Here is a 13,264-nt window from a genome sequence, read left to right as displayed (position 1 = left end):
TGCGGTCGCTGGTCGCACTCCTGCGCGTCCGCGCCGTCGGCCTCGAAACGCTCGGAGCCCCCACGGTCAACCCTGCGGTGACCGCGCGGGTGACGTCGTCGCGGATCGTATCCACTCACTGCACGCCCCGATAGATCTCGCTGATGCGGTCAACGATGCGGTCGACCTCTTTGTCGGGATTGACGAAGGCACCAACGCTCCAGACGCTCATCACGGACCACCCGAGCACCTCCATATGCTCCAACAGCAGCCGGTGGCGGCACCTGGTCGATTGGATGCCCATCAGGGGCGCATCGTCAGTGAACACCGCTAGGGCGAAGGGCTTGTCCTTGAGCCCGACGACGAGCGGGACGTGCAGACCGTCGTCGAACCCATAGTTCACGGCCGCCTCGAGGCCGCGTGCACGCACACGATCCGCGATGTCGTTGAACAGCACGTTCTCCGACGTCGCGTCGGCGGCGGGCCGCCGGTCACGATCGTCATCGGCGGCCTCGGCCCACTGCAGGAGCGCCTTGAGCAACCGGGTGCCGGGCTGGTGCAGCCGGTCATCATCCATATCCTCGGAACCGAACGCGGCGACGATGTCGACGTTATGGCGGGCGAGGGCCAAGGCGTCGAGCAGCATGCCCTTGCCCCCGGCCGTCTCGAGATGACCGAACTGCTGCAGCAGACGACCATGGGAGGTCTTGGCGTAGCACAGCGAGAGAATCACATCGTCGCCACGCGCGCCCGCGACCTCGTTGATGCCGATCAGCCGGACGTGACGCAGGAACTTGCCCATGGCGGCATGGCGCGTCGCCAACGATTTGAGCTCCGCGCCCAATCTCGTACGGAAGACCGCGGTCAAGGTCACGACCGTAAGCATGTACCCGGAGGGAACCACGGTGAACTGCTTGGCGCGGTCCGTGATGATGGCGATGACCGCATCGATCTCCTGCTGGCTGCTCTCCACCAACCCGGTGGTCAGCACGGGGGCTCCGGTCGCTTCGACATGATGCATCCGCACCGTGCCCTGCATGGATTCAACGGCCACATCGTTGGCCAACTCACCGTACCCATAGCTGGTCAGGAAGGCGTTGAGACCGGGGCAACGCGCCGAGGGCGTGCCGGCGGTCTCGACCCGCGGCAGCAGCCCGATCAGGGCGTCCACGCTGTCGGATGTCACGGTGTTGCGGTGGGCGATGACGACGACCTGACGGGCGCGGCTGACGATCGAGAGCAACTGTATCGCGGGAAGGTGCGCACCGGCATCGATGATCGCCACATCGCACAGCGGCTGCGGGTCGGTCAGCGCCGCGAGCGTCGAGGGTGTGGCGACGACGATCGGTTTGGCGGCCTTGAGTATCTGCGGATGATCGCGGGCGATGCGGTTGAGCGCGATCCTCGAGGAGCCGGCCAGCGCCGTATGCAGCTGGTTCGCCTCCTGGGTTCTGGAGAACAGCAGATCGGACAGATGGCGCATGGCCTCCTGCCTGAGCATGGGCCCGATCGAGCGCACATGCTCGACATCCACTTGGGCGAATCGGTCGGCCGCCGCCTGCATGGCCAAACCGTCCTGGTTGGATATGATCGCCGACGAACGGACGATGTCGTCGAAAACCGTCGTCCACCACGACAGGTGCAACTCGCCTTCGACCGCGTCGATGTCCACATGCCGATTGCGCAGGTCATCGACCAGTTCCTCGAGACCGGCGGACCGGAACTCCTGCTCCAGCCGGAAACGCCCCGGCACCGTATCCAGTGCCAGATGGTCGTCGTACAACGCCTTGAGCCGCAACTCCAGCGTATTGAAATCGAGTGCCTCGAGACCATCGCCATGCGGCGTGGTGGCCAGCACGGTATCCAATGCGGTGATGTTGTCGACGAGGGATTCCTGCGTGGCGAGGATCGCGTCGAGTTTCGCCGGCAGCACCGGCCAGCCGCCATGCGGCACGAAGACGCGCCACTGCTCGCCCTGCTTCGCCACGACTTTGAGCGCTTCATGCAGGTCCTCGACCTGCGCACCCACACGCAGCAGGCTCTTGGCCTCCTTGACATGCCGGCGCCGCTCCCAGAAGCCCATCGAGGTGCCCTCGGCTTTGCGCTCGGCCTTCGGCTTGCTGGCCTCGATCATCGCATCCAGGTCGCGCTCGAAGATCTCGGGCTGGAACACGTCGAGCACACGGCGCAGGTTGCGCAGGACGATGACCTGACGGCCCCATTCCTGCACCGTCGTCGGAATGGGGAAACCGCAGGTCTTGACCGTGAGCGCCACCTGCTCGCGCGTGGCGGGAAGCAGCTTCCGCAACACGTCGACGACCCGTTGGTAGGACCGCACGGCCTCCTGTTCGGAGGATATGGAGGCGTGGTACCAGGCCGTGTCCTCCGGCCCCACCACATACTCGCCGAGCTCGCCGGCCTTCTTGAGCTTGTCGACCCACTCGTCCAGGTGGCCGATGAGCGCATGGGCGGTCGAATCGCTCAACCGCACATGGGTGGCCGGATGCGTCGGCGTCGCCGCGATCGTGGCGAGGTTCTGCATCGTCTGATAGGCGGAGACGCCCCACTGGGCATTGACGCCGTGCAGATCGCCGAGATACCGCGTCAACCGCGAACGCACGCCGACCAACTCGTCGGAAAGCTGATCGTAGCGCGAGGAGGCCACGCCCGGTTGGAAGCCCACGGCCTCGATCAGTTGGCGGTCCAGACCGGTGCCGGCATGGACGTCGGCGACGTCGAGGACCTGCCCCGACAATTCGTTGGCGGACATCACCGTCATGAATCTGCGGCGTTGCTGCGCGATGCAGGGCACGTACAACACCGAACGGCCGTTCATCATGCACCGTGAGGCGATCGCCGCGCTTTGGGCCGCGGTGTCCGAACCCGCGGCCGCATCGACGAAAAGATTGTGGCCTTCGGCGGCCATCGCCGCGGCGTACCGCACGCTGTTGTCGACGTCACCGACTTCGAATTCCCCATGGGGGTCGCCGTCGAACGGGCTGTACTCCTCGAGGGTCTCACCCTTGAGCGTCTCCAAGGCCGGGCCGTAGCCCACCAGCGCATCGAGCACAGTGTTGTCGCTGGGGCCATGTTGCAAACGATCGACCAAGGTTCGCGACTCCAGCAGAATCTGCGATGCGGGGTCGATGAAGCAGCCGAGTATGATGTCACGTTCGATATCGAAATCGGGGAACGCCTCTCGTCCCTGTTCGATGATGGCCTTGAACACCGCCGAGGTCTCGGGCGTACCGCTCTCGTATCGGGAACCGTCGAACAGCTCCTGCTCTTTCAACGTGATGCCCTGTTCGCGCATCGCCGCCACGAAGTTCTGATTCAGCCCGACGTGACCCGTGAACCGTATGGTGGCGTCGGTCTCCCGTCCGTGTTCTTTGCGTGAAACGGATACCGGATAGATGAGCACGGGCATGGCGTTGCCCTTCCAGCTGGCGATGCCGACGATGAGCGAGAGCTCCGCCACCCCGGTGATCCGACGCTTGGCGGCCTGATCGTCCAACACCCGCTCCAACCGGCGCCCCGCGGCGCGGAGCATGCCCGCATCGCGGAACAGCGCCTCGAGCAACACCCGCCCGCTCGCAAACAGCTGGGCGATGCCGGAAGGATGGGCATGGGTCATGTCGAGTTGGGCCGACAGCTGACTGACATCCTCTAACGGAGAGGGATTCATGTCATTGCGATAGTCGTCGCTCCATCGACGAATCCGTTCCAAACCGGCATTGACCTGCATGGTTTCAGTCATGGTCTTCACTTCCCTACCGCAGTGCGGTATTCGCTATACCCCGCGTTCTTGGACAACGCCGTATCGATATCCGCATTGCCCTGCGCCGACAGCCACGCGTACAGATCGTCGTATAACGAAGGGTTCATGGCCAGGAACGGCAGCAACTGCGGGTGCCGCGCGATCTCGAATTGCTCCGTGAAATCAGTAGTGCTCTTGGCTTGATCCGACGTCAGGCCATTGACCTGCACCGCCGGTTCCCGAGGACCGAATTGCCCGTGCGTGACCCGGTCGAACACCGACCCCGGTTCGAACGCCGGCGTGAACACCACGGTGGCGTCGCTTGGGAAGTCCGACGCATCCCTCGATGCTGAGGCATCCTCCTGCGCGGAGGTGTCGGCGGGCGCGGCCGCACCGGTGTCCGTGACGTCTGCATCCGGCGTGTTCGTATCCTCGTCATTCCCGGCTTCGGTGTGCGACGCCGAGGCCTGCGCGCCGAACACCTCACGTACCGGGATGTTCCCGGAATGAGCGGCATGAGATGCGTCGGAGGCCAATCGCGCCGCATGTGCGGCGACGGATTCGGCATCGCCCTCGCCTGCGCCTGCAGCGTCGTCGGCGACCTGGGACCCCGGACCATCGGTTCTATCATCGTCGGACTCACGGAGCGCGTCGACGAAGAGGTCACGTTCTTCGCGCTCACCCGCGTCCCGGTCGGGGATGATGGCAAAGGACAGTTGCTGCTCCGCCGGCTGTTCGGAAGACTGTTCGGACTGTTCTATCTGTCGTTCGGACTGTTCAACCCGTTGTTCGGACAGCTCTACCCGTTCTTCCGATTGTTCCACCTGCTGTTCAGACTGATCCACCTGCTGTTCGGAAGATTCGGCGGAGGACGCTTTGTCCTCCCGTGAGGCACCCGCACCGGTCACACCAGTCGGCCTCGCGCCGTCGCCATGATCCTCAGCGTTGGAAGCCCCGTCACCGTGGTCACCATCGTGAGCGGACATATTGGGCGCCGCTGCGCCGGAATCAGTCACCGCACTGCCATCGACAGCAGTGCCCGCGTGCCCGACGTCATCGTGAACCGCGTCATCCGCATCCGCTCCGCCGTCGCCGTCCTGCGGCGGGAAGCTGCGTGCGGCCGCGGCGGCGACCTCCTCGAGTCGGTGCGCGACCGCACTCTGGCGCAGGGCCGTGGTCGGCTCGCCCGCACGCAGGTTGAGGATGTCGTCCACCGACATGTCCGAAGCGTCGGGCTCCTGCCTCACCTCATCGGAAGCGGCGTACTCAAAGAGGTTGGGGACCTTGGGTTCCGGTTCGGGCTGCTCGACGACCGGCTCGTCGATGCGAATGCAATCGACCGGCACGTCCCCGAACTGCATGCGCACCGGAGAACCGGACAACCGCAGATCAGTGCCAGCTTCAAGGCGCTTGAGCGTACCGTCGGAACCGACGAGGTAACTGCCGTTCGTGGAACCAAGATCACGGACCAGGGCCGCACCCTCATCGTCCACGGCGAATATCGCGTGGCGTTTCGACATGGAGCGGGTCTCGTCCGTCACTTCCCATCGCACGAAACCGTCATCGGCCATGGGTCGCAACGGCCGCCGACCGATCTCGACACTGGAGCCCGGTCTGACGCTGATCTGCTCGGCACCATTGGTCTTCACCATCCAATATCGCTCGATTCGCTCTGTCACCGTACCGGCCTTTCCTTCGCCACCACACACACTATCTGCCATTCTGTCATGTTTTCCGCCACCGGGTGCGGTTTGCGCCTAGGAATTGACAACTTTCGCGCATTCCACCATACGAACCCCGCCCGTCACCGCGTGACCAACCCCCATCAATGCCGGGTGATCCTACCCGAACGCAACCCCATGAGGACCCGCCGCTGCAACGGAATCGTGACCACGAACGTCAGGACATCGGAGACCGACTGGGCCATCTCGACGCCCGTCACCCCGAACACGTGCGGCAGAATCAGCACCGCGGGAGCCAAAAACAGCCCCAACCGGCTCAGTGCCAGGAACGAGGCGATCACGGTCTTGCCCATGGTCTGCTGCATCATGTTCGACATCATGTTGAACCCGCCGAGGGCCATCGTCACACACTGGATGCGCAACGCCGCCGAGCCGACCTTCACGACGGCGGGGTCGGAGCGGAAGAGCTCCACCAGGTCCGGGGCGAACACCCCAATCCCCACGGCGAGCGCCAGCAGCGTCGCGGTGGCCAGTCGCACGCAGAACCAATAGCCTCGCCTGACCCGATCGAAGCGACCGGCGCCGTAATTGTATCCGCATACGGGCTGGAATCCCTGCCCCAACCCGATGATGACCGAGTTGGCCCCCAGCATGACGCGCATGACGATCGCCATGCTCGCGATCACCGCATCGCCGAAGGGATTCGCCGCGAGATTGACGCAGGTCGCCGCGAACGATCCGGCGGACTGTCGGATCAGCGACGGCAATCCTCCTCCGAGGATCTCGCGATTGAGCAGTGCGTCGGGTCGGCATCGACGCAGATCCAGCCGGATGACCCCCAGGCGAGCGCTCAACGTCACCAGAATCACGAAACTGATGGTCTGACACACCGCGGTCGCCAGCCCAGCGCCGAAGATACCCATATGGAGGATGAAGATGAAGAGGGGCGCCAGCAGAAAGTTGAGCAATGCCCCGGTCACGAGCCCGATCATGCCGAAGACCGACTGGCCTTCATACCGCAGCAGTCCGTTGAGGGCGAAGGACCCGCAGACCATGGGGGCCGCGCACAGGACGGGCGTCAGGTACGAAATCGCATAGGGCGCGATCGTCGGCGTCGAGCCGAGCACGAACACCAACCGGGGCAGCGTGACCAGCCCGAGCAGTGCGATCGTCAGACCCGCGAGCACGGCGCCCGCCAAACCCACCGCGAGCAGCCTTGCGGCGCGGTCGTTATGCTGTTTGCCCAGCTCTCGGCTCATCGAATTCCCCGAACCGTTGCCGAAGAAGAACCCGAAGGCCTGCATGACCGTCATGATGGAGAATGCAATGCCGATGGCACCCGATTGCGCGGTGCCCAACCGGCCGATGAAATAGGTGTCGGTCAGGTTGTACGCGGTCGTGACCAGGTTGGAGACCACCGCCGGGAAACACAACGAAAGGATGAGAGCGGGCACCGGCCTTCTGGTCATCCGCAGGTATTGTGCGGCGGCGGTCGCTTTCTGGAAGCCGGCAAGGTGCGCTCTACTCGACACACGCACAGTGTAACCCCCACGGGCAACGCCCGACCTATCCGAATATGCGAAACCCCGCCATCCGCATGAACGACCACATATCGTGGGTTCGATGGGATGCCGGGGCATCACGAGAAACGAAGCCCGTGCGTCACGCGCACGGACCGACGAACTACTTGAGTTCGACGGTGGCGCCTGCCTCTTCGAGCTGGGACTTGGCCTTCTCGGCGTCGTCCTTCTTGGCCTTCTCCAGGACGGCCTTGGGGGCGCTATCCACGAGACCCTTCGCATCGGCCAGGCCGAGGGAGGTGATGGCGCGGACGGCCTTGATGACCTGGATCTTCTTGTCGCCAACGGAAGCGAGGATGACGTCGAACTCATCCTTCTCTTCTTCGGCCGGAGCGGCGGCACCGGGGGCGGCGGCAACGGCGGCGACCGGAGCGGCGGCCTCGACGTCGAATTCATCCTCGAACGCCTTCACGAAATCGGAGAGTTCGACCAGGGTCATTTCCTTGAACGAGTCGAGGAGCTCCTCTTTGGAGAGCTTAGCCATAATGGCTTCCTTTCTTTATGGGCGATGACGAGCGGGGGTAACCGTCTCATCGCCAAATCTTTGGGTTGTGGTTAATCGGCAAATCGTCCGCGGCATGGGCCTCAGGCAATCAGGCGGCCTTGTCCTGCTTGTCGCGCAGGGCGTCGATCGTACGCACGACCTTGGTGGGCAGTGCAACGAAGGCATAAGCGGCCTTGGCCATCGTGCCCTTGAGCGCGCCAGCCATCTTGGAGAGCAGGACCTCGCGGGATTCCAGATCCGCAAGCTTCTGCACACCCTCGGCGTCGTAGACGGTTCCATCGGCGAAACCGGCCTTGAGGACGAGGGCCTTGTTTGTCTTGGCGAAGTCACGCAGCGTCTTCGCAGCCTCAACGTAATCACCCTTGACGAAGGTGATGGCGGTGGGACCGGCGAGAGTGGCATCAAGCCCCTCGACCCCGGCCTCATTGGCGGCGATGCGAGCCAACGTGTTCTTAGCCACGGCATAGGAAGTATCGCGGCCTAGCTTTTCACGCAGATCGGAGATCTGCGGAACGGTAAGCCCGCGGTACTCGGTCAGGTAAATCGCGTCGGCGTTACGGAACTGCTCCGTAAGCGCGGCGATCACCGCTTCCTTTTCGGGCCTTTTCATGGCGTTCCTTCCTAAGTCGACCATTGACGTGAAGCCGGCTCCCCTCGCCGGGCATGAAAAAAGCCCTGCAACACAGGCAGAGCATCTGTCGGCCGCATGCAGCCTTCCCTCACGGGCGTTCCCTTACCTGCGCTGGCTTGGCGAACCAAACTTCGGGAGACTTGCGCCTCCAACCAACGGTCTGTGGTGTACAAGTCAAGAAGCATACGCAGGTGGGTGGACGTCCCCGCATCCGACACGCCGGACTCACGCGGTGTTGGGCCGAAGCCCCCCCGGGACGAATGACATGCCGTGCTGTGCACAACATCCCACCGTCCGAAACGACGTGCGGCGCCGGGCCGAACAATCGACTCGGCGCCGCAGGGCGCAAGGGAACCGGTCTGGCGTCAGGCCTGGGCGGACTCGGCGCCCTCCGTGGTGGACAGCTCCTTCATCTGCTTCGGGGTCAAACGGTCGTAACGCATTTCGGAGACGAAATACACGGCCACGATGCACAGCTCGATTGCCGGCAGGATGAACGAGAACTGCATCCCCATGGCGTCGGACAGCGCGCCCTGCAATGCCGGGAGCACCGCACCGCCCACGATGGACATGACGATGACGGCACCGGCGGTTTCGGTGTACCGGCGGTCCCCCACCGTTTCGAGCGTACGGGAATAGATGGTGGGCCAGCCCGGTCCGAGGAAGAGGCTCACGATAACGGCCATCCACACCGCCGCGACGCTGTACAGGGCGATCGTGCCGATAAGCACGACGACCGCGAGACCCATATATACGGTGAGCACCCGCGTCTCGCGGAACCTGGAAAGCAGATAGCTGCCCAGGAAACGACCGACGAAGAAGACCGCGTAGCTCCAGAGCATGAAGTCGGAGGCGTCCCTATCGGTGTAGTGTGGGAACATCGTCAGCGCCAAACGCATGGTGAACGACCAGATACCAGTCTGCGCACCAATGTAAACGAACTGTGCGCCGATGCCCTTGAGATACCGGCGGTTGCGCACGAGATACCCCAACGTCTCACCCAGCGAGGCCGACTTGACGCTGCCGGTCGCGGTCCGGGCACGGCCGGAGGGGAACCGGGTCACGGCGAAGGCGAGGATAAGGACGACCAGCACGATGAGCAGATAGCGATAAGGCACCAAGGTGCGCGAGAGCTGTTCGACGCCGTGCAGACGGGCCTGCTCAGGCGACATCTTCTCCATCTCGGTCTTGAGATTCGAGTTCTGGAAGACGAAGTATTTGCCCAGCAGGATGCCGACGATCAGACCGACGGCGTTCATGGTCTGCGAGATGTTCAACCGCACGGTGGCGAGACGCTTCGGGCCCATCAGCGTGGTGAAGGTCTCGGAGGAGGTCTCCAGGAAGCTCAGTCCGATGGCCTCGACGAAAATCGCGAAGAGGAACATCGAATAGGTGGCCAGGGTCGAGGCGGGGAAGAAGAGGAAGCATCCGACGGCGAACAACGCCAGGCCGGCGACGATGCCCATCTTGTAGCTCGACTTCTTGATGAACAGGGAAGCGGGGATGGCGATGACGAAATACCCGCCATAGAATGCGCTCTGCACAAAGGCCGTGGCCAGATCGCTCAGCTGGAAGACCGCCTTGAACTGGGTGATCAGGATGTCATTGAGGCTCGATGAGATGGCCCACATGGCGAAGAGAATGGAAACGAGCACGAATTGCAGCATGGGGTGCGGTCGAGATATCCATCCGACTGCTCCTTCCATGCGGTGTGTGATGCGCTCATGATGTCGCTCCTTTACGAACGTGACGCGGTCCGCCGGGCTGCCCCAGGGATGGTGTCGTGAATGATGTGGTGATTGAGGTGAAGCATATGGTGACGAAGATTAGGGGCACCGATCGAACGGGAGATCGACACCGGGAGTGTCACAGTCAGGGACGGGCCCCGGGGCTGCAGCGACCCGTTACGCCTGCCACCGGCCGTGGATCCGACGGGGACGATCCGCCGTCCGTATTGAATCAGAGGATCTGGCAGAACTCGATGGTCTCGTGGTTGGGGCCCAGGACGTTGAAGTACCGGATGCCCTTCTTCCAGAACGTCGGTATGTACTGGATGGAGCCCTCGACGAAGTCCAGGCCGAGTTGCTGGGCCTCCGCGAACGCCTGCTCGATGTCGGTGATGTCGAGTGCGAAGTGATTGACCGCACCGGTGACGCCGGCGGCCTTGTCGACCGTCCACACCTCAAGCGTGAGATTGCCGAACCTCAGGAAGGCACACCTGCTCTCCCCGTTGGGGAAGATGCCCGCGACCTCGAAGCCCAGGCGACGGTAGTAGTCGATCGTTCCCTCCAGATCCGTGGTGGGAATCCCGACGTGCTGGATGCCGTTGATATACGATGCGATCGCCATGCTAACCTTCTTGGTCCTGCGTGTAACGTCGCTCAGACCACCGCCGGGCGCGGGGACGAGACCGAAACCTTCTCCCCTCCAGTATGGGCGCGGGGCTCGACCAACACGAACCCCGAGAACGCGTCATGCCCCCGGCGGCAAGCGTCGGGGGCATGACGAACACCCATGTGTTCACTGGGGCACCACTCCCCGCGCCACCGCCGAGTCGAACGATGACGAGTGAGGGCACCCGTGGGCGGACACGAAGGTCAGAGCACCGCCTGCAGGGCGAAATCGATCGCGAACAGCACGGCGACGACCCACACGATGGGGTGCACCTTGTTGGCCTTCTTCTTGCACGCCATCACCAGGCAGTACGCGATGAAACCGGTCGCGATGCCGTAGGAGATGGAGTAGGAGAACGCCATGAACACGGCGGCGAAGAACGCGGGAATCGCCTCGGTGATCTCGTTCCAGTTGACTTCCTTGAGGCTCGCGGCCATCATGCATCCGACGACGACGAGCACGCCGGCGGTCGCCGCGGCGGGAACCGCGGAGATGATCGGGGCGAAGAAGATCGACAGGATGAAGCAGATGGAAACGACCACGGAGGTCAGTCCGGTACGGCCGCCCGCGCCGATGCCCGCTGCGGACTCGACGTAGGTGGTGGTGTTCGAGGTGCCGAAGATGGCGCCGATCGACGTGGCGATGGAGTCGGCGAACAGGGCGCGGTCCATCTTGGAGCTGAAGCCGGAGCCGTTGGCCATGTCCTCTTCATCCTTCTTGGAGAAGATGCCGGTGCGCCGACCGGTGCCGATGAAGGTGCCGATGGTGTCAAAGGTGTCGGACATCGAGAACGCGAAGATCGTCACCAGCACGATCGGGAGGCGCGAGACGTCGGAGAACAGCGCCGGGAAGCCCTTCGCGGTGAAGATGGCGCCCATGGTGGTGGGCAGCTGCGAGAAGGTCTGGCCGATCGAGACGGAGTTGGACATCGTGGTCACGCCGAGCGGGATGCCGATGAGGGCCGTGATGACGATGGTCAGCAGCAGACCGGCCTTGACGTTGAGCAGGGTGAAGACGATGGCGAGCAGCAGGCCGATGAGGAAGACCCACAGCACGGGCTTGTCGAGCACGGCCAGCCCGGGGACGGCCTCGGTCGGCAGGCCCTTGCCCGCGGCCTTGGTGTCCTTCGGAGTGAAGGTGATGAGACCCACGTTGAGCATGCCGACGTAGGCGACGAACAGGCCGATGCCGCCGCCGATGGCGTGTTGCAGGACCGGCGGAATGGCGGTGATGATCATCTTACGGATTTTGGTGACCGTGATGATGATGTTGATCAGGCCGCACAGGAACACCATGCACAGCGTCTGCTGCCAGGGGAAGCCCAGCCCGAAACAGACGGTGTAGGTGAAGAACGCATTGAGGCCCATGCCGGCGGCCTGCGCGTAGGGCACGTTGGCGAACAGACCCATGACCAAAGTGCCGATGACGGCGGCGATGATCGTGGCGAGGAAGACGCCACCCCACGGCATGCCGGTCTGGCTCAGGATCTGGGGGTTGACGACGATGATGTAGGACATCGCGAAGAATGTGGTCAGTCCGGCGGCGATCTCAGTGGGTACGCTGGTGCCGTTCTCCTTCAAATGGAAAAAATGTTCCATTCCTTCTTTTCTCTCCTTGGTTTGTGCACGATTGCCTCGTGCCGAGGTTACTGCGACTCGTCCGCAAGCGGACAAGAGCGACCATAGCACCGGTATGCGTCATGAAGATGTCATGCTCACATGGGGCCGCTGCGCCCTTCGACCCGCCGCCGGATGCCACCGCTCGGCACCGAGATGCGGGCCGGTCGTCGTATGGGAGGCACCGCGATGTGCACCGTTCCAACGCGACGAGCCCCGTCACCGCAACGGCTCGCATGGCGATGGTCCGAAGCGGTGGCGGGGCTCGTGGAGCTGTCGGGAATCAGCCGAAGCGACCGGAGATGTAGCGCTCGGCCTCCTCGTTCTGGGGGTTGTTGAACATCGTGGTGGTGTCGGCGAAATACTCGAGGTGCCCGGGCTGGCCCACGGCCTTGAGGTTGAAGAACCCGGTGTAATCGGCGATGCGGGCGGCCTGCTGCATGTTGTGCGTCACGATGACGATCGTGTAGTCGTGCTTGAGCTCGTTGATGAGGTCCTCGACGGCGAGGGTCGAGATCGGGTCCAGCGCGGAGCAGGGCTCGTCCATGAGCAGCACCTGGGGGTGGACGGCCACGGCTCTGGCGATGCACAGACGCTGCTGCTGCCCGCCGGAGAGTCCGATGCCGGGATTGTCGAGGCGGTCCTTGACCTCGTTCCACAGATTGGCGCCACGCAGCGCCCATTCGACCAGATCGTCGGCGTCGCTTTTGGCGATGCGCCGGTTGTTGAGCCGGATGCCTGCCAGGACATTCTCCCTGATCGACATGGTCGGGAACGGGTTCGCGCGCTGGAAGACCATGCCAATGTCTCGCCGCACGGCGACCGGATCGACGCCCTTCGCGTACAGGTCGCGGCCCTCGAGCAGTACCTCGCCCTTGACGTGGGCGCCGGGGATGATCTCGTGCATACGATCCAGGGTGCGCAGCACGGTCGATTTGCCGCAACCGGAAGGACCGATGAAGGCGGTCACCTTATTGGGTTGTATGGCGATGTTGACATCCTCCACGGCGAGAAAATCACTGTAGTAGATGTTGAGATGGTTCACATCGATGCGTTGTCCCATGATATGGTCTTCGGTTCCCTTCAGATCGTGTGTTCAAGTTGATGGATGGTGTGGGAA

General features: G+C 63.3%; 9 protein-coding genes. All 9 read right to left on the bottom strand.

The features are described from left to right. Positions 1 to 115: 115 nt before the first annotated feature. Positions 116 to 3,736 carry a helicase gene (locus BMON_RS07950; protein ID WP_033511809.1) on the bottom strand — a complete coding sequence of 1,207 codons (3,621 nt, stop codon included), beginning with the start codon at positions 3,734 to 3,736 and terminating at the stop codon, positions 116 to 118. Between the two features lie 5 nt (positions 3,737 to 3,741). After that, on the bottom strand, positions 3,742 to 5,415 hold the full coding sequence (locus BMON_RS10460; RefSeq protein WP_237745387.1) for a variant leucine-rich repeat-containing protein: 1,674 nt from the start codon (positions 5,413 to 5,415) through the stop codon (positions 3,742 to 3,744). Positions 5,416 to 5,561: 146 nt separating this feature from the next. Beyond that, entirely contained in the window at positions 5,562 to 6,887 is a 1,326-nt protein-coding gene (locus tag BMON_RS07940) for an MATE family efflux transporter (protein ID WP_051918025.1), read from the bottom strand. A 214-nt stretch (positions 6,888 to 7,101) separates the two neighbouring features. Further along, positions 7,102 to 7,482, bottom strand: coding sequence for a 50S ribosomal protein L7/L12 (rplL, locus tag BMON_RS07935; protein ID WP_033511528.1), 381 nt, complete (start codon positions 7,480 to 7,482; stop codon positions 7,102 to 7,104). Positions 7,483 to 7,591: 109 nt separating this feature from the next. Further along, positions 7,592 to 8,113 (bottom strand): 50S ribosomal protein L10, encoded by a 522-nt coding sequence (gene rplJ / locus BMON_RS07930; protein ID WP_033511526.1) that lies wholly within the window; start codon positions 8,111 to 8,113, stop codon positions 7,592 to 7,594. Between the two features lie 386 nt (positions 8,114 to 8,499). Next, positions 8,500 to 9,801 (bottom strand): L-fucose:H+ symporter permease, encoded by a 1,302-nt coding sequence (fucP, locus tag BMON_RS07925; RefSeq protein ID WP_237745386.1) that lies wholly within the window; start codon positions 9,799 to 9,801, stop codon positions 8,500 to 8,502. A 292-nt stretch (positions 9,802 to 10,093) separates the two neighbouring features. Next, positions 10,094 to 10,483: a VOC family protein gene (locus tag BMON_RS07920; protein WP_033511525.1), complete on the bottom strand. Its 390-nt coding sequence runs from the start codon at positions 10,481 to 10,483 to the stop codon at positions 10,094 to 10,096. Between the two features lie 248 nt (positions 10,484 to 10,731). Then, a complete protein-coding gene (locus BMON_RS07915; protein WP_033511524.1) occupies positions 10,732 to 12,126 on the bottom strand; it encodes an NCS2 family permease in 1,395 nt (464 codons plus the stop codon). 301 nt (positions 12,127 to 12,427) lie between these two features. Further along, a complete protein-coding gene (pstB, locus tag BMON_RS07910; protein WP_033511523.1) occupies positions 12,428 to 13,207 on the bottom strand; it encodes a phosphate ABC transporter ATP-binding protein PstB in 780 nt (259 codons plus the stop codon). Positions 13,208 to 13,264: the final 57 nt, after the last annotated feature.

This window comes from Bifidobacterium mongoliense DSM 21395 (assembly GCF_000741285.1).
Classification (GTDB): Bacteria; Actinomycetota; Actinomycetes; order Actinomycetales; family Bifidobacteriaceae; genus Bifidobacterium; species Bifidobacterium mongoliense.
This window is presented reverse-complemented; position numbering and strand designations above follow the sequence as displayed.

Excerpts from the sequence above, each read along its gene's own strand:
- BMON_RS07915 (WP_033511524.1), bottom strand. The coding sequence starts at position 12,126 with ATGGAACATTTTTTCCATTTGAAGGAGAACGGCACCAGCGTACCCACT.
- rplL (WP_033511528.1), bottom strand. The coding sequence starts at position 7,482 with ATGGCTAAGCTCTCCAAAGAGGAGCTCCTCGACTCGTTCAAGGAAATG.
- BMON_RS07950 (WP_033511809.1), bottom strand. The coding sequence starts at position 3,736 with ATGACTGAAACCATGCAGGTCAATGCCGGTTTGGAACGGATTCGTCGA.
- pstB (WP_033511523.1), bottom strand. The coding sequence starts at position 13,207 with ATGGGACAACGCATCGATGTGAACCATCTCAACATCTACTACAGTGAT.
- BMON_RS07940 (WP_051918025.1), bottom strand. The coding sequence starts at position 6,887 with ATGACCAGAAGGCCGGTGCCCGCTCTCATCCTTTCGTTGTGTTTCCCG.
- BMON_RS07920 (WP_033511525.1), bottom strand. The coding sequence starts at position 10,483 with ATGGCGATCGCATCGTATATCAACGGCATCCAGCACGTCGGGATTCCC.
- fucP (WP_237745386.1), bottom strand. The coding sequence starts at position 9,801 with ATGCTGCAATTCGTGCTCGTTTCCATTCTCTTCGCCATGTGGGCCATC.
- rplJ (WP_033511526.1), bottom strand. The coding sequence starts at position 8,113 with ATGAAAAGGCCCGAAAAGGAAGCGGTGATCGCCGCGCTTACGGAGCAG.